The organism is Klebsiella sp. M041 (assembly GCF_059759695.1).
The window spans coordinates 1-17,381 of record NZ_JCAXWU010000030.1 but is presented as its reverse complement, the minus strand read 5'-3'; the positions used below and the strand labels follow the sequence as shown (position 1 = coordinate 17,381).

The 17,381-nt window shown below is 50.2% G+C and carries 19 protein-coding genes and 1 pseudogene; 19 read left to right on the top strand and 1 reads right to left on the bottom strand.

Annotated features, from left to right (window positions below; all coding sequences use genetic code 11):
• Position 1 precedes the first annotated feature (1 nt).
• The 19 genes and pseudogenes from AC6CWS_RS24615 (at position 2) to AC6CWS_RS24525 (ending at position 16,132) form a co-directional block, all read left to right on the top strand.
• Positions 2 to 850 (top strand): head maturation protease, ClpP-related, encoded by an 849-nt coding sequence (locus AC6CWS_RS24615; protein ID WP_023317649.1) that lies wholly within the window; start codon positions 2 to 4, stop codon positions 848 to 850.
• 9 nt (positions 851 to 859) lie between these two features.
• Positions 860 to 2,067, top strand: a pseudogene (locus AC6CWS_RS24610) (phage major capsid protein).
• 42 nt (positions 2,068 to 2,109) lie between these two features.
• Positions 2,110 to 2,361, top strand: coding sequence for a DUF7210 family protein (locus AC6CWS_RS24605; RefSeq protein WP_023341473.1), 252 nt, complete (start codon positions 2,110 to 2,112; stop codon positions 2,359 to 2,361).
• A complete protein-coding gene (locus AC6CWS_RS24600) occupies positions 2,361 to 2,687 on the top strand; it encodes a head-tail connector protein (protein ID WP_004177149.1) in 327 nt (108 codons plus the stop codon). The genes AC6CWS_RS24605 and AC6CWS_RS24600 overlap by 1 nt, the downstream gene beginning before the upstream one ends.
• Positions 2,688 to 2,698: 11 nt before the next feature.
• The gene (locus AC6CWS_RS24595) at positions 2,699 to 3,037 is read left to right on the top strand and encodes a phage head closure protein (RefSeq protein ID WP_032428844.1); all 339 of its coding nucleotides are present in this window, start codon (positions 2,699 to 2,701) and stop codon (positions 3,035 to 3,037) included.
• Positions 3,034 to 3,483 carry an HK97-gp10 family putative phage morphogenesis protein gene (locus AC6CWS_RS24590; RefSeq protein WP_048267923.1) on the top strand — a complete coding sequence of 150 codons (450 nt, stop codon included), beginning with the start codon at positions 3,034 to 3,036 and terminating at the stop codon, positions 3,481 to 3,483. Before AC6CWS_RS24595 ends, AC6CWS_RS24590 begins: the two co-directional genes overlap by 4 nt.
• A complete protein-coding gene (locus AC6CWS_RS24585) occupies positions 3,480 to 3,827 on the top strand; it encodes a gp17 family tail completion protein (protein ID WP_004177145.1) in 348 nt (115 codons plus the stop codon). Before AC6CWS_RS24590 ends, AC6CWS_RS24585 begins: the two co-directional genes overlap by 4 nt.
• Before the next feature lie 59 nt (positions 3,828 to 3,886).
• Positions 3,887 to 4,591 (top strand): immunoglobulin domain-containing protein, encoded by a 705-nt coding sequence (locus tag AC6CWS_RS24580; protein ID WP_023313062.1) that lies wholly within the window; start codon positions 3,887 to 3,889, stop codon positions 4,589 to 4,591.
• A gap of 30 nt (positions 4,592 to 4,621) precedes the next feature.
• Entirely contained in the window at positions 4,622 to 5,026 is a 405-nt protein-coding gene (locus AC6CWS_RS24575) for a phage tail assembly chaperone (RefSeq protein WP_021313622.1), read from the top strand.
• Between the two features lie 2 nt (positions 5,027 to 5,028).
• Positions 5,029 to 5,334, top strand: coding sequence for a phage tail assembly protein T (locus tag AC6CWS_RS24570; RefSeq protein WP_021313621.1), 306 nt, complete (start codon positions 5,029 to 5,031; stop codon positions 5,332 to 5,334).
• A gap of 54 nt (positions 5,335 to 5,388) precedes the next feature.
• On the top strand, positions 5,389 to 5,673 hold the full coding sequence (locus tag AC6CWS_RS24565; protein ID WP_071995091.1) for a hypothetical protein: 285 nt from the start codon (positions 5,389 to 5,391) through the stop codon (positions 5,671 to 5,673).
• Positions 5,674 to 5,733: 60 nt separating this feature from the next.
• Positions 5,734 to 9,312: a phage tail tape measure protein gene (locus AC6CWS_RS24560; RefSeq protein ID WP_265470570.1), complete on the top strand. Its 3,579-nt coding sequence runs from the start codon at positions 5,734 to 5,736 to the stop codon at positions 9,310 to 9,312.
• Between the two features lie 20 nt (positions 9,313 to 9,332).
• Entirely contained in the window at positions 9,333 to 9,806 is a 474-nt protein-coding gene (locus tag AC6CWS_RS24555) for a hypothetical protein (protein ID WP_021313619.1), read from the top strand.
• Positions 9,793 to 10,278: a DUF1833 family protein gene (locus tag AC6CWS_RS24550; protein ID WP_021313618.1), complete on the top strand. Its 486-nt coding sequence runs from the start codon at positions 9,793 to 9,795 to the stop codon at positions 10,276 to 10,278. Before AC6CWS_RS24555 ends, AC6CWS_RS24550 begins: the two co-directional genes overlap by 14 nt.
• Before the next feature lie 9 nt (positions 10,279 to 10,287).
• Entirely contained in the window at positions 10,288 to 10,668 is a 381-nt protein-coding gene (locus tag AC6CWS_RS24545; protein WP_323109568.1) for a nitrite transporter, read from the top strand.
• On the top strand, positions 10,665 to 13,748 hold the full coding sequence (locus tag AC6CWS_RS24540; RefSeq protein ID WP_195770538.1) for a host specificity factor TipJ family phage tail protein: 3,084 nt from the start codon (positions 10,665 to 10,667) through the stop codon (positions 13,746 to 13,748). The genes AC6CWS_RS24545 and AC6CWS_RS24540 overlap by 4 nt, the downstream gene beginning before the upstream one ends.
• 61 nt (positions 13,749 to 13,809) lie before the next feature.
• Positions 13,810 to 15,678: a hypothetical protein gene (locus tag AC6CWS_RS24535; protein ID WP_323109569.1), complete on the top strand. Its 1,869-nt coding sequence runs from the start codon at positions 13,810 to 13,812 to the stop codon at positions 15,676 to 15,678.
• Between the two features lie 14 nt (positions 15,679 to 15,692).
• The gene (locus tag AC6CWS_RS24530; protein ID WP_323109570.1) at positions 15,693 to 15,881 is read left to right on the top strand and encodes a hypothetical protein; all 189 of its coding nucleotides are present in this window, start codon (positions 15,693 to 15,695) and stop codon (positions 15,879 to 15,881) included.
• 2 nt (positions 15,882 to 15,883) lie between these two features.
• The gene (locus AC6CWS_RS24525; protein WP_323109571.1) at positions 15,884 to 16,132 is read left to right on the top strand and encodes a hypothetical protein; all 249 of its coding nucleotides are present in this window, start codon (positions 15,884 to 15,886) and stop codon (positions 16,130 to 16,132) included.
• A 70-nt stretch (positions 16,133 to 16,202) separates the two neighbouring features.
• Here the strand turns inward: AC6CWS_RS24525 and AC6CWS_RS24520 are convergent, their stop codons facing one another.
• Positions 16,203 to 16,985 (bottom strand): toll/interleukin-1 receptor domain-containing protein, encoded by a 783-nt coding sequence (locus tag AC6CWS_RS24520; protein WP_323109572.1) that lies wholly within the window; start codon positions 16,983 to 16,985, stop codon positions 16,203 to 16,205.
• Between the last annotated feature and the right edge of the window lie 396 nt (positions 16,986 to 17,381).

Here is a 17,381-nt window from a genome sequence, read left to right as displayed (position 1 = left end):
GATGAGCAAAAAACAACTTCCGGTGGCGCCGGCGGGTCGCCCCTGCGCGCGCGTTACCTGTGAAACATTACCGTCCGCACTGGACCGCTGGGACGGTGGGATCAAGGCGGCGACTACTGACGATAACACTATTTCTGTTTTTGATGTTATAGGGCAGGACTACTGGGGTGAAGGGATAACAGCTAAACGTATTGCCGGTGCGCTTCGGGCGATGAACGGCGCAGATGTTACGGTGAATATCAACTCGCCGGGTGGCGACATGTTCGAAGGTCTGGCTATTTATAACCTTCTCCGCGAATACGAAGGCCATGTAACGGTGAAGGTGCTGGGCATTGCCGCCAGTGCCGCCTCAATAATTGCGATGGCCGGGGATGATATTCAGATTGGCCGCGGTGCCTTTCTGATGATCCATAACTGCTGGTTGTACGCGATGGGAAACCGCCATGACTTCGCTGAACTGGCGCAGTCACTGGAGCCATTCGATACCGCAATGGCTGATATTTACGCGGCGCGATCCGGCCTTGATATTGCCGCCGTTCAGAAACTAATGGACGCCGAAAGTTATATCGGTGGCAGCGATGCTGTGGCGAAGGGACTGGCAGACAGCCTGCTTTCTGCTGATGCGGTCAGCGACGGCGACGAATCACCTGCAGCTGCGCTTCGCAAACTTGATGCACTGCTGGCGAAAACAAATACCCCCCGGTCCGAGCGCCGGAAATTAATCAAAGCATTAACAGGTAACACGCCGGGCGCTGTTACCGATCCCGATGGTAAGCCGGGCGCTGCCGAAGATATCAAACCTGAAACCCTCAATTCACTTGAAAGCGCTCTTGCGGCGTTAGTCAAATAAGGACCATGTATGTCTGATGTAAACGAGATTCTGAAAAAAGTCACCGCTTCCATTGAAGAAGCAACCGGCAAATTTAACGCCAAAGCGGAAGAAGCGCTGACTGAAGCGAAAAAGAACGGCAAATTGTCGGCGGAAACCAAAGAAACCGTGGACAAAATGGCGACTGAGTTTAATGCGCTGAAAGAAGCCGAAAAGACTCTTAAAGCAGCGCTGGGCGAACTGGAGCAGCATGTTGCACAGATGCCGCTGGCAAACGCAAAACAGGTTATTGAAACTGTCGGCCAGCAGGTTATCTCTGCTGAAGCCATTAAAGTTCTGTCGTCCAGCATCGAAGGGAACAAGCGTATTTAAAAGCTGCTCTGATTTCCAGTGACGTTCCTGAGGGGGTTGTTGAACCACAACGACTGCCGGGTATTGATGTAGCGCCAAAGCAGCGGTTATTTATTCGCGATCTTATCGCGCCAGGCCGTACGGGTTCACCGGCCATTTTCTGGGTGCAGCAGACCGGCTTTACCAATGCTGCGGCAGCGGTACCGGAGAACACAACCAAGCCGTACAGCAATATTGAGTTCACGCCGAAAATCACTCCAGTGACAACCATCGCGCACATGTTCAAGGCATCCAAGCAGATTCTGGACGACTTCGCCCAGTTGCAGTCCATGATTGATGCGGAAATGCGTTACGGCCTTAAGTACGTCGAAGAACAGGAGATTCTGTTTGGTGATGGCACTGGCGCTCACCTCCATGGCATCGTGCCGCAGGCCACGGCTTACAGCGCGGCATTTGCCGTTGAACAGCAGAACGGTATTGACGATCTGCGCCTGGCAATGCTTCAGGCTCAACTTGCCCGATTCCCTGCATCCGGTCACGTCCTGCACTTCATGGACTGGGCGAAAATCGAACTGACTAAAGACACCCTGGGGCGCTATATCCTGGCGAACCCGGCTGCGTTGACGGGGCCGACGCTGTGGGGGCTTCCGGTTGTCGCCACTGAAGCAGCAGCTTTCCAGGGCAAGTTCCTGACAGGTGCATTTAATGCTGCGGCACAGCTTTTCGACCGCGAAGACGCAAACGTTGTGATCTCGACGGAGAACAGCGATGACTTCGAGAAAAACATGATCTCTATTCGCTGTGAAGAGCGTCTGGCGTTAGCAGTAAAACGCCCTGAAGCATTTATTTATGGCTCCTTTACTGTGCCGGCTTCCGGCGGCCAGTAATTTTTCTGGCGGCCTCCGGGCCGCTATTTTCGGAGTAACACGATGAAACTTATCGCGGTGAAACCAATTTATTTTGGTGGGGTAGTGGTGACTGAAGGCGAGTCACTGGAGACGCTGGAACAGCATGGCCGTGAGTTGGTTCAAAAAGGTTATGCACGGCTAGTAGATGTTGATAATTCTGCGCAGCCGGAACAGCCGGAACAGCCGGAACAGCCGGAACAGCCGGAACAGCCGGAACAGCCGGAACAGCCGGAACAGCCGGAAACTGTGCCAGAGAAGAAGGCTAAAAAATAATGTTAGAACTTGAAGTGGTTAAAAAGCACTGTCGCATTGAGCCTGACTTTACCGATGACGACTCACTATTGACCCTCTACATCGGAGCTGCTTCTCGTTATGTCGAAACATGGACTCGTCGCAAAATGTATGAGTCCGAAACCAGCGAGGGGTATGCAGATGATCCTGATTCAATTCTCCCTGGCGATGATGTGAAAGCAGCGATGCTTCTGCTTATCGGTCACTGGTACGAAAACCGTGAAACGGTCTCTGTCGGTCAGGCTGCTACAGATATTCCGTTTACTGTCGAGTCACTTCTCCAGCCTTACAAAATTTATGGTATTTAAGCGGGGGAATTATGCAGGCAGGACGATTACGGCACCGGGTCACAATCCAAAATTTCACCACCACCAGAACGCCTTCAGGCCAGCCAGTTGAAAATTGGGAAGATGGGAAAACCATCTGGGCCGAGGTTAAGGGGATAAGCGGTCGGGAGCTGTTAGCCGCTGGCGCAGAGCATGCCGATGCGACAATCCGAGTCTGGGTGCGTTTTCGCAGGGATATTTCAGCCTCATCCCGATTGAAGGTCCGTACTGGTCCGTTTAAAGGCGCAGTTCTTAACGTTACCGGGCCTCCGGTTCCGGATATAAAAGGTACCCGGCTGGAAATTCTCTGCAAACAGGGGACCGAAAAATGATTGATGTGAATCTGGATTTTTCCGGGCTGCAGGATATCGCCCGCGATCTGCAAACGCTCAGCAAGGCCGAAAATAATAAAGTTCTCCGGGATTCGACCCGTGCTGGCGCCGAATTGCTCCGCCAGGAGGTTATTGATCGCGCTCCGGAGAAAACCGGCAAACTGAAGAAAAACGTTGTTGTCGTCACCCAGAAAAGCCGCCGTCGAGGTGAAATCTCATCGGGGGTGCATATTCGTGGCGTTAACCCGCAAACGGGGAACAGCGACAACACCATGAAGGCCAGCAACAAGCGGAATGCGTTTTACTGGCGCTTCGTGGAGCTGGGAACATCTACGGCGCCAGCACATCCGTTTGTTCGTCCTGCCTTTGATACCCGCATGGAAGAGGCTGCGCAGGTGGCGATGCAGCGGATGAATCAGGCTATTGATGAGGTGCTGGCTAAATGACAGAAGATGATCTCTATGACCTGCTGTCGCCGCTGGCAGACGGGCGGGTTTATCCGTATGTGGTATCGCTGGGCAGTGACGGTCTTCCCGATGTTCCCGCGCCTTACATCATCTTCTCGATACCGACTGAAGTATCCGGGGATGTTTTCTGCGGCCAGGCAGAGTCGACACTGCGCATTCAGGTTGATGTATGGGCTGAAACGAATGACGAAGCCAGAGCGTTACGCCTGGACGCCCTGGCTCGCCTGCAGGTACTTTCACCTGTCGAGGTGACAAAAATTCCTGGCTACGACACGACAACCCATCTTCATCGGGCAACCCTCGAAATAACGGTCATTGCCTGACAAAAACCAATCCAATCCGACCGCCACTGGCGGTTTTTTTTTAATTTATGGAGGCTGCGATGTCAGCACTATTTGAACGTGCCCAAAAAACGGTAGTAATGATTACCTCTGTGCCGGTCACCGCGGCAGAGCTGGATACCGCAACCTGGTTAAACCTGAGTTGCACTATCAAACAGGCAAGCTTTACCGCTGGTCAGAAAAACGATATTGACGTGACAACGCTCTGTTCGGATGAAACGGAAAATATCAACGGCCTTCCTGCTCCGTCTGAAATGTCACTTTCCGGTAACTTCTACCGCAACCCGGCGCAGGATGCACTTCGTGCCGCATATGATAACGACGGGGTTTATGGGTTTAAGGTTATTTTCCCGTCTGGTAATGGATTCCTGATGCGCGCTGAGGTACGTCAGCACACCTGGGATTCTCAAACCAATGGCGTGGTTGCTGCAACGTTCTCGCTGCGTCTGAAAGGTAAACCCACCAATATTAACGCCCCAGGAGTTCTATCGTTTGCTACTGACCTTCCGGCGTCCCAAACGGTCGCGGCAGGAAGCGCCCTGACCATGGGCGTGGTCGTCCAGGGCGGTACGGCACCTTATACCTACGCCTGGAAAAAGGGCACCTCGACGGTCAGTGGCCAGACCAGCGCAACGTTTACGAAAGCCAGCGCTGTATCCGGTGATGCCGGGGTTTATTCCTGCGTGGTTACTGATGCCGATGGCACTGTGATCACTTCTTCTGATTGCACCGTCACCATCAATTAACGGAGCGCCGGGAAACCGGCGATAAAATTAATGTCAAAACCGAGTCTTAAAGCACTGGCACTGGCACCGATGGCGGGCTTTCGTAAAAAAGAAGTCTCCGTTCCGGAGTGGGATAACGCCAAAGTCATCATTCGTGAGCCATCAGCAGAAGCCTGGATTCGCTGGCAGGGCATTGCCAGCCCGGAACCACCCAAACTACCGGAAGGGCAGGAGCCCCAGGAGGCACCAGAACTGACCCCTTCAGAACGAGCCTTCCGCACGATGCGGGCCGACGTCACACTTTTCATCGATATTTTGCTGGATACCGACCTGCAGCCCGTCTTTACTGTCGATGACACCGAACAGGTTGAAGCGATCTATGGCCCTGTGCATTCCCGGCTGTTGAAGCAGGCACTTGATCTCATTCGTGACGCGGATGATGCTAAAGCAAAGTAAAAATGCCTGGCATGCAGTTCCTGATGGCGCTGGCGCTCCGGATGGGCCGCACGCTGGGCGAACTGCGACAAACCATGACGGTTGGCGAATTCAGGATGTGGGCTGAGTACGACCGTATCAGCCCAATCGGCGATATTCGCGGCGATATCCTCAATGCTCAGCTGGTATCTGCGGTTTACGGAGCGCAGGGCGGTAAAATCACTATTGAAGACGCACAGATTCAGTGGAGCGCAGAAGAGGACGAGGCAAGCGACAGCAGCGATCCCTTTGCAGGCTTAGAAGCCGCTTTGCTCGCGGCTTCTCAGTGACAATACATACGCGACGGTTTAGGATTCCCTATCGCCAATGAAAAGGGGAATTTTGTGAAAAAATTATTATTAGGTTTTATTTTTATCACATCAGCAGCTAGTGCAACGCAAATTCTTGAACCACAAGAACTGCAAAAGCTAACAAATACCATTTGTTCTCAGCACTCAAATCCATCTCTGTGCGTGAAAGCTTTTTATAAAGTTATATCATACACCAAAGAGAATGATGATTACTTTTATTACTGTCAAAAATCTAAAGATTCAGGAATGTCAACAGATAAAGAGTTATGCAATCAATCTAAAATTCTGAGGGATTTCATTGACCAGAATGCAAACTAGATTGTTTGATTATAAAAAATAACCTGCTTCGGCAGGTTTTTTATTTTAAAGAGGTAGTAAATGGCAACCCTGCGTGAACTTATCATTAAGGTTTCAGCAAACTCTCAATCATTTCAGACTGAGATCGCCCGCGCTTCACGCATGGGACAAGACTATTATAAAACCATGCAAAATGGTGGGCGTCAGGCAGCTGCGGCTGCGAAAGAAAGTCAAAAAGCTCTTTCCGAGTTAACCGATGGATTTGCTTCTGCTGGTCAAGCAGCTACGGCTGCGGCTGCAGCATTTGCTACAGGAAAACTGGTTCAGATTGCTGATCAATGGAACTCAGTGAATGCGCGTCTTAAACAAGCCTCAGTGTCTACGAATGATTTTACTTTATCTCAGACCCGATTAATGGCGATTAGCCAGAGTACGGGCACTGCTTTTACTGATAACGCTAATTTATTTTCACGCGCGGCAGCATCAATGCGTGAATTTGGCTACAGCTCAGATGAAGTGCTCAAAATCACCGAAGCGGTATCAACAGGACTTAAACTATCTGGTGCAAGCACAGAAGAAGCCGGTTCTGTTATTACCCAGTTCAGTCAGGCCCTTGCTCAAGGTGTTTTGCGTGGTGAAGAGTTTAACGCGGTTAACGAATCTGGTGATCGTGTCATCCGCGCCCTGGCTGCTGGTATGGGTGTTGCTCGAAAAGACCTTAAAGCAATGGCTGATCAGGGGCAACTTACCATTGATAAAGTCGTACCAGCTTTGATCAGTCAATTAGGTGTATTACAGGGGGAGTTTTCCTCGTTGCCACCAACAGTTTCTGGATCAATGCAAAAAGTCACTAACTCTTTTATGGCATGGGTTGGTGGGGTGAACCAGGCAACTGGCGCGACAGATGCACTTTCTGGCGGTCTTGATGGGCTGGCAGGTACGCTGGATTCTCTTACATCTTCCGCTGTCAGCGGGGCCCTCAGTGACGTAGCAGATAATATGTCACTAATTACCACTGCTGCTGGTGGTTTGGTTGGGATCGGATTAGCCCGGTATCTTGGTGGGATTGTTACCAGCGCAAGCAGTGCTACTGGCGCACTTATTTCAGCGGCAAAATCTGAGGTAGCCCTTGCAGTCGCTCAAGAAAAAGCAGCGCAATCTTCTGTTGCCGCTTCCCGCGCCGCTGTTTATCGTGCCCAGCAAGCTCTTCAGAGTGCTAAAAGTGCAGATGTTCAGGCGGCACAACAGGAGAGGGTTGCGGCCGCAGAAGCCAAGGTTACTGCTGCGCAAGGTCGATTGACTACTGCCCTCGCCACCGGGACAGCTACAGAAAAAGTACGAGCACGAACAGCTCTGGAGCGGGCTCAGGCCGGGCTTGTAGCTGCAAAAAATGCCGATGCACAGGCTATTGCAGAAAGAAAACTTGCTGCAGCGCAAGCGGCGCTTAGTCGTAATATTTCAGGTAGGGTTTCTGCTCAAAATAATCTTAACAGCGTTACCTCTGTCGGCACCCGGTTGATGAGCGGGGCTCTTGGGCTGGTTGGTGGTATACCCGGGTTAGTTATGCTGGGTGCGGGCGCATGGTACGCTATGTACCAAAGCCAGGAACAAGCAAGAAAATCAGCTCAGGAATATGCCAGCCAAATAGATCAGATCAGAGAAAAAACCTCCTCAATGACCCTACCTGAGGTCGATAGTAATCGAAGATTAACGGTTGAGGCGATGCAGGAGCAAAAACGCCTAATCGAAGACCAAGAACAAAGTGTAAAAAAACTTAACGGGCAAATAAATGATTTAAATGAAAGTAGAAGCAAACCAGGTATAACTCAAGAAAATGATTTAAATATTACAAAAGCTATTGCAATTTTGACCGAGCAGGTTGTCGTAGAAGAAGACAAGCTTCGTCAGATGCGAGAAAAATCCAGTGATATATTAAAGGCACTTGAGGAGAATGAAAGAAGAAGAAATGATCTTATAAAAGAAAGAGCATGGCGGCAAAATGCAGAATACCAGAGTCTAATATTGATGACTGGTAAGTATTCCGAAGTTAACCGTTTACTTGGATTAGGAAACCAGCTTTTAATGGAACGGCAGGGCTTGGTTAATGTTCCAATGCGAATGCCTCAGGCTGATTTAACATCACAGCAAGCCAATGCTCTGGAAAAAAGCCGTCAGGACCTTGAACTATCAAAGCTTAAAGGAGAAGCAAGGGAGAGAGCACGGTTAGGTTATGCCGCTGACGAATTGGGGCTTAAGGATGAACCTCAGTTTAAAACTAACCGCGATCTGTTTATTAATCAGGGGTTGGCGAAATGGCAAAACGATGAATCCAATAAACCCACCCGGAAAGCGCCAAAAAGCGAAGAGGTTAAAGCAGCTGAAAAGACAGAAGACGTTTACAAGCGCCTTATTAAACAGCAGCAGGAACAAATTGCCCTGGGAAGCCAGAATACCGAACTGGCTAAAATGAAATATCAGGTGACGCAGGGGGAGCTAGCCTCTCTTGAGCAAGCCAAAAAAGAAATAATCCTTCAAAATGCTGCACTAATCGATCAGAAAAACATTGCTGAACAGTTGCAAACGTTCCGTGATGGGCTGGCTGACAGTAATGCCGCTGCGCGTGACCGGGGGAATATAGATTTTCTTGGCGCCGGGATGGGAGATAAAGCCCGCGACCGCATGAAGGAAATGGCGGATATTCGCACTGACTTCCGTAAGCAGCAGGATGAGCTTCAGCGTGACTTTAACAAGAAGCAAATTTCTGAAGACCAGTACAAACAGCAAACGGAAGCGCTGCAGGCGGCGCTTGCTGAACGGTTAGCGATTCAGGAGGACTACTACAAAAAGACCGATGAACAGCAGTCAGACTGGCGCACGGGGATCAGCGATTCCCTGATGAACTATGCCGATCAGGCTTCTGATCTGAGTTCAATGGCTGCCACTGCAACCAGCGAGCTTCTGGATGCCACCACTAACTCTATCTCCAACAACCTGACAAACGTCCTGACTGGCGCCGCTTCGTTTAAAGATGGTATGTCGAATATCTTCAGCTCTCTGGGTGAAACGGTGATTAAGACGCTGATCCAGATGGCAACACAGGCGTTGATCACCAAAGCGATTATGGCGTCATTTGGCGGCGGAGCGGGTGGGTTGTTCGGTAGTCTTTTTGGCGGTGCCAGCGGTGCGGCAAGTAGTGGTACCGCTATTCAAAGCGCGGGAGCTAATTTTTCATTTAACGCTCTCGGAGGCGTTTACGATTCTCCGTCACTTTCTGCCTACAGTAATGGTGTTTACAGCACTCCCCAATATTTTGCGTTTGCGAAAGGTGCGGGTGTTTTCGGCGAGGCCGGGCCGGAAGCCATCATGCCGCTTACCCGTGGCGCTGATGGTTCGCTGGGGGTTCGTGCGGTTGGACGTGAGTCACCGGCAGTCCAGGATGCTGCAAGGCAGATTGAGGCGCAACCAAGAATCGCGGTCAGTGTTGATGCCCGTAGCACGTTTAGCGGGCAACCTGACGACGCAACAATGCTGGCAGTAGATCGAAGGAATGCTGCACTGGAACGACGCATCATCAACACACTCACTGCTGAAGTAAATAACCCCCAGAAGAAATTCGGACGCGCCATCTACTCCAATCTACAGCCCAAAAAACCAAGATAGACTGCCCGGAGGGAAAGTTAATGGCGGATATTATCTATCCGGATGAGTACCTGCCCATGCCTCTTATGGACGGGTACGGTTTTAAGCCCATCTCACCTTTACTGCGAACGGAAATGACGTCCGGTCGAGCAAGGCAAAGGCGGCGATACACCTCAACACCCACCCAGGCCTCGGTTAAATGGATTTTTCAGACTGATGCGCTGGCGCAGGTGTTTGAGGCCTTTTTCAGGGACGCACTGAAAGACGGACAGTCTTGGTTCTATCTGAGGCTCCAGACTCCGATCGGGGTAAAGCCCTACAAAGCCAGGTTCATTGATATTTACGAAGGTCCGACACTTGTCGCGCCAAAATACTGGCAGTACAGCGCAACGCTGGAGTTATGGGAGCGTCCGTTACCGCCTACAGGATGGGGGAATTACCCGGAATGGCTGGCTGGTCAGTCGTTACTGGATATTGCGCTAAACAGAGAGTGGCCTGAGCATGACAATTCTTGAGCAACTTTATGCAAGCAGCGGCTCTGAAGTCATTCACGACACGCTGCAGATCACGGCAGGTGATCAGAACTACTGGCTTACCCGCGGGTGGGACAATATTACTGTCTCGTTAGAAGACGGGCAGCAGGTAACGTTTGAAGGGTGTGCTATCGATATAGCATTGCCTGCCAGGAATGCCGACGGAACGCAAGATCTGAAATTTTCCATCAGTAACATCGATGGTGTCGTATCCGATGCGATTGACAGAATTCTGGACGAAATGAAATCGGCAACACTGACTTTTCGGCGGTATATCTCCTCTGATTTATCTGCACCTGCGGCATCGCCTTACACCCTTGATGTGAAATCCGGATCGTGGACGGCAACTGCGGTGCAGGTAACTGCCGGATATATGAACATCCTTAAAACGGCCTGGCCGCGTAATCGTTATAACCTGGCTGAACATCCCGGTCTTCGTTATATGTCTTCCTGAGGTATTCACATGTTCCATTCTGATAAATACCTTTCGGTCAAATGGCTGAAGGGCGGGCGCGTTTATCCTGAGCTCGACTGTTTCGGCATTATCAATGAAATCCGCGGCGATCTCCTTCTCCCGGTATGGCCGGATTTTTCCGGCGTGACGAAAGATGAGGGAGGGCTCGATCGTGAGGCCAGGAAGTTTATGAAATCCCTCACACGCTGTGAGCCTTGTATCGGGGCCGGGGTTGCTTGTTATTCAGGATCAACCGTGACGCATGTTGGTATCGTTGTTTTGCTGGATGGCCAGTTGCAGGTTGCCGAATGTAATCCGGGAACCAATGTCACCTTTCTACCTCTTCCGCGATTTGTCCGTCGGTTTAACCGTGTGGAGTTCTGGCAATGACGATAAGAATCTACCCTTCCCGGCTCCCCGGAGAACCGCTTGAAACTCATGAGCACGGCAATATTACGCTGCATCAATGGATGGTCAGAAATGTTCCTGGGTACAGCCAGGACAGATCGCACCCAGTTGCCGTTGAATTAAATGGCCGCACACTTCCTCCCGATGAGTGGCCGCTTTGCCAGTTGAGCCCTGACAGTGATGTCAGAATTTATCCTGTTCCCTACGGAACGGGGCTGGAAATTGCTGTCTGGGTTTCTGTTGCGATTTCAGCTGCCAGCGCAGCCTACTCGTTGTTCTTCGGGCCGAAAGTCGATCTCGGTGGTTATTCATCGGGGAGTGGTCGCTCACTTGAGCTTAATCCAGCAAAAGCTAACACGGCAAAACTAGGTGACCCGATACGTGAGGTGTTTGGTCGATGCCGCATCTATCCTGATTATCTGGTGCAGCCGGTTACCCGTTTTGACCCCGATGATCCAACGCGAATGACGGTCGAAATGTTTCTTTGTGTCGGGCAGGGGAGATTTTCGTTTACGGGAGGAGATAAACGGATTGGAGAAACCCCGGCAGCCTCGCTGGGTGATGGTTTCAGCGATAAGGTGTACCAGCCAGGAGAGGACGTATCTTCTGATCCGCGAAGTGAAAACTGGTTCAACTCGACAGAAGTCGGCGGAACATCAAGCGGAACAGGGCTGGATATGGCCCAGACCTCACCTGATTCCGACGATATTATTGCTGACAGCATGACTGTTTCTGGTGCATCTGTAACATTTACAGGTCTTGATACGGATGATGGCGACGATGACGACGAGGATGATAATTCTCTCCCGGACAGCTGGATAACGGGGGCCATAGTTGAAATTAAGGCGCCGACAAATTATCTGATCTCCACCTCTTCTGGTTACAGTGTTTTTGCCAGCTCATTGCTTACCGAACTTGCTCCCGTAGCGGGTATGCCGGTGACGCTGAGTTTCAACAGTGTTGATTATGACCTCGTCATTGCGTCCTATACCCCGGGTCAGGATGCGGTGCCTGGCGAGGGTGGCAGTGCAGCAAAAATTCAGGCCAGTGCCGCGCCCGTCACCTACGATTTTTCGACCAGTTCCAGTACGTTCATGATCACATGGCAGGGCACCACCTATATGGTGTCGCTGGTAGCGAACTATATCTCGATGTCGGGACTGCTGGCGGCTATCACCGAGGGGCTCACTGGCTCCGGCCTGGTCGCACGGGACAACGGCGGTACCGTACTAATAACCGAGGCGGCCAGTCCGTTCGTTGGTGGGGCAATCACATCCTCCTCACTGCCTGCAGCCGTTTTCGGTGATGCCCCGGTTTACACCTCCGGCACGGCATCAACCGGCGGCAGCCCGGCGGTAACGGCAAACGTGACGCTTGCGTATAACAGCACTACGGGAACCGCATTCTCGGGCATGCCTGAAGGTGTGCAACGGCTTTCACTTGCTCACCGCGGGAATGAGTACCAGATCGTCTCTGCCGACGGCACAACGGCAACAGTGGCGCGCCTGGTTAATGGGTCCGTTGATGAGTCGTGGCCGGGATTCACCGCCAGGACGATGATCGACTATGAGGCCACTGGTCTTAACGACACGCTGAGCTGGCTGGGGCCTTTCCTCGTATGCCCTGAGAATGAAGTGGTGGATGCATTCGAGGTGAATTTCTCCTTCCCGAACGGCATCTGTGGCTTCGACAGTAAGGGGAAAAAGCGGCTCCGGCATGTTGAGTGGGAGATTCAGTATCGCGTCTACGGTTCCGGATCGGGGTGGGTGAGTCACCAGGGAGAGTACGCGCTTAAAAACATCAACGGGTTAGGTTTCACTGAGCGGATCACCCTCAGTTCTCCGGGGCTGGTAGAGGTTCGCTGTCGTCGACGCAATGAGCAGGGCAGTAATAACGCGCGCGACAATATGTACTGGCAGGCTTTGAGAGGGAGGCTTCTGGCAAGACCGGTATCCTACTCAGGTGTAACAACCTGGGCAATTACCGTTGAAACCGGAGGGAAGCTGGCGGCACAGTCCGACAGGCGCGTCAGCGTGGTCGCTACCCGTGAATATGACAGTGGAGGTAACAGAACTATAAGCGGCGCATTCCGTCATGTGGCAAATAGTCTTGGATTTAATGCTAATCAGCTCGACACCTCTGCAATAAATGCTCTTGAAACTGCCTGGTGGACGCCAAGGGGAGAGTATTTTGACTATGAGGCAAGCAGCGACAGTGCTTCAGCGAAAGATATTTTCGACAAAATCACTGAAGCAGGCATGAGTTATTTTTTGTTGTCAGACGGGCTCTTGTCTGCCGGGCGTGAAGGCGTCAAAAACTGGACCGGGATCATTACCCCTCAGGATACGGTTGAAGAAATGCAGACCTCATTCAGGGCCCCTTCCGATGATGATTATGACGGTGTTGACGTCACATATATCAATCCGGTTACCTGGGCAGAAGAAATCGTTCAGTGTCGGACTGCTGATAATCCTGTGCCACGCAAAGTGGAGTCGTACTCACTGGGTATTGTAATGACTGCAGATCGTGCTTACCGGATAGGGATGCGCAGGCTTATGAAGTATTTGCACCAGCGCAGGACCTATGAATGCACAACTGAGCTTCTTGGCTGGTGCTATCAGTTTGGCGATCACATCATTCTTTCTGATGATATTCCGACGGGTAAAACAATCAGCTGTCTGATAGAAGGCGTGACATTCGATGATGAAGTTATCACGTTAACAGTCACTGAGCTTCTTGACTGGAGCTATGCTAATCCGCGCTGCTGGATTCAGTTTCAGGGGGGGCGGCCGTCGACTCGTTTGCTAACGCCGACACGTGTCGATGACTTCACCCTTACTATACCGTACAACGACGACCTGCACCCGGAAGACTGGATTATGGATGATCCGGATGTTGAATTACCTCGCCTGTTGTTTTGTGACAGTGAGAAGGGGGCGCGGCACGGTATCGTTCAGGAAATTGTCCCGTCTGATGACTGTACTTGCCAGGTCACAGCCCCGGAATATAAAGAAATCTTTTACGCATACGACGACGCTACATACCCTGGCGACGTAGCTTAGCAATTTCAAAAAAATCAATTCACCCGCTTCGGCGGGTTTTTTCATTTTTGGAGCACAATGTATGGCCAACATCGAAAAACTTGGCTCGTCATCACCAGAGGTATTGCTTAAGAATGCAACTAACCTCGATAAGTTAGTCAATGGCCGGGAATCGGAATCATTACCTGATCGCTTTGGTGTACTGCGCAAAACCTGGCACGGCATGGAGATGATCTTCAGCCGCTTTATCGACTACATAACTGGTCGCGGCGAGCAGGCAGTTGCAGCTATCGGCTGGCAGGAGCTTGGCAACTGGGCTGCTGGTCTGGTTGTAGATAATCGCCAGCAAATCGTCTACTACAATGGCTCCTGGTACAAATACCTTGGCGAGCTTGAGCACGTCATTGCCGGGGATTCTCCTGAGAACGATGGCGGTCTATGGTCGGCTGCAAACCCCACAGGGAAATGGTCGAACATCGGTGACGCGGCTCTTCGCTCAAACCTGGGTTCAGGCGAAGAGGGTATGGGCGATGCCCTGATGACCGTTAAGCAGCCTTTTTCTGGCGCAACTTCGCGCTCTCAGCACGATAAAAATGCTGAGTTTGTCAGCGTTATGGATTTCTCAGTCGATGGGATGTACGGAAGGGATTATGACAATACAGCCGCGTTTGAAAAAGCCTACGCAACCGGACTGGCGGTCTACGTTCCACCGGGGGAGTATCTCACTCATACATATAACCGACATCTGACGTTCGGCCCCGGCGTTATTTATAGCGACGATGACATGTTCTCGGATGCGGGCCATCGTCCTACGCCACCTTTCCCGAATAATGGTGGTCAGTACACGACATATCACAATACGCGCGGTAACGCTGAGCGTGCGGCTGGTCGGGCAATGATAATCAACAACCCCGACGGTCGTGTGCAAATCTCTAAATTTTCTGACCCGTCTCAATACAGTACATATCAAAACCGTGACCATGTGGGGGCGTTTCTTGCGATGTACGCCCCGAGAAACTTTGTTTCAACTACGGCAGAATCGACCACATATACCGCCTTTACTTTGACAGCGCCGGAGATATTTGCCGGGGTGAATGTTCAGGTTGGTGATTTCATCAACACCACGCATTCCCCGGTCTATAAGGGAAAAATCCTAGATATAGATTTTTCTGCTAATACCGTCACCGTGGATGGCTGGTACGCAATCGGCAACGCCAATTCCGGGCAGGTGCCTGCCAACGGCTATGCCGCCACCATCAACAAAGCCGATAAAATATGGGCGCGTAATGATGTGATCTATCTTGACCAGTACGGGCTGACCGCAACAGGGTACGAGATGGGTTTTATGCCGACTATTACACCCGGCAACCCGATATGGGGCATGCACGTTGTTAACTACAGTGGTGACTATACACTGGACCATGGCTTCCGGGTAACAGGTCAGTGGCGTACCGGGTACTACGCCGGAACCGGCGTTATTCGCGCCTTCCGTCATGAAGTTGGTGCATCAGATTACACAACAATCCGTACAGAGGACAACTCATCACCGTACTGGACCGGCTCGCTGGCAGAACTGCAGACGGATTACCGTAAAGCGACGTCGTATCTCGCGAAAATCACAACCGGCGCAGTAACCTGGTTCTCTATTGACTCGCGCGGGCAGCGTAGCGCCCAGATTGAGGCATATGGCGTCGTTAGTTCTGATACCACGATATCCGGGCTGTCACCTTCAATAATATCCTGCACCAACGCGACAACCACACCGATAACCCTGTCACTGACGACCAGCAGTATGAGGCCCGGACAGGCATTCGAGATCAGGGCGCGTGGAGGGGTCGTCAGTCTCACCGGGATTGTCGGCGGCACTATCACACTCAATACAGCAGAGAAGCCGTATTGCCGTTTTCATTATGACGGCGTGAATTTTCTTCTGCTTACGCATTCATCTTAAAGGGACGAATCAATATGAAAAAACCACAGTACATCATCGACGGTAATACCGTGACCTGCACCGTATTTAATGAGAATGGTGTTTCGTTTATGGCTACTACTCAGGCCACAGACGATGGCGATTTATCTCCTGCAATGGCGTCAGCTTTAGAGCAGGCAGAGAAAACCCGTGAAAAATATGAAACTGAAACTAAAGAGGCTTAATCATGACTGCTAAATTTGAAACATCTTTTGGTATCGAAGCACCGACCGTAAACGGTTATCCATCCGTAGCGACCCTTTGTGTTATTGAGGGTAATAATAGCCTGGTCGATATTGTCGCTCATATCTTTGTTGAGCCTGACGGAAAGCTGGTCATCTCAACAAATAGACCTGAAGCAATCAATATCAGACAGGAAGAAGTTCGCAAGAGTTTACCTGAGGGGGATTATTTCCGAGTTGCTAAAATTGCCTAGGACTACGTCAGAACTAAAAACGCACCGATACATTAGCGTTTCGGTGCGGTGAAGTAATTTATTAATATTATCAAATAAAACCACAAGATAATAAAATATTATCAAATTTAATATCTTTTATGAATGCATATCGAGATGAATATGGAGTTCTGCTCATAGTGTCAGATCCTAAATTTACTATTGACACATTTGGCGTAATCATTTTAATCGTTGCAATTCTGTGCTCGTGAAGAAAAGCAGTTGCGTTTTTTACAAATTGATCTTCGCTTTGTGGTATCATCATGAAACATTCATCAGTACTCATAGCTCTCTCCAGAAATCCTGGAGAATACTCATTTAACTTTTCAAATATTTCAAACAGTTTATCGGTGAAGAGGTATTTTATTTGGAAGTCTTCTATGAAATTTATGAAATCTTTGAAATCCACAGTGGGTTGAGACAAGTTGATCTCTTTAGATAGAGATAAGAATAAGTTATTTAAACCAGTCTCATTGTTTAACAAAACCCCATTAAATGTAGTTAAAGGTATAGGTAACTGATTTGGAAGTGCGCCTGAGTGGCATAGCGGTGCTATCTTTATTTGCTTGATCCATGCAGCACCGGCTTCGAAGTTAATCCAGGGTCTGCTAATAGATTTAGGGCTGCAAAGTATTATTGCGTAGATAGTTTTTGATAAATTTTCTTTTATTCTATCTAACCATCCATCACCAACTCCGCTACTGTTTGCATCTGATGATACAAAAACATCAACACTATTTAAAAATGATTTCTCTATTAATTGTTTGAGCTTAATCGCAATTTCTGCCTCTTCAGATATGTGTGATATGAAAATTACTGGTTTCACGTTATTCATAATTACTTCCTTTTGGTGTGTGTATTTAAAGCTTACTCTAAAAAAGTTTTTTGTAATATCCTGATAAAAGATCAGTGCTCTATCCCACCATGAGTATGGCTTGATGCTGGAGAGCGGATCGAACCGGCAACAGATACCTGATGTGGTTGGCGTGGGACTCAAAAGCATTTACAAATAGCTTCCCGTCGGCATCCCCACAAAAAGCAAAGCGTTACCTCAGTGATAAAGATCGATAGATGAAACCTGCATTGAACAACGGTCACAATGTAATTACTGTATATATAAACAGTGTGCGCCGGGAGACCGGTAGAGATCAAGGGGTGAAAGTCCCCGACCATTGAAGGACCAGCAATCCACAAGGTCCCCGAGTCATGCGTTGCATACCGCGAGGTATGG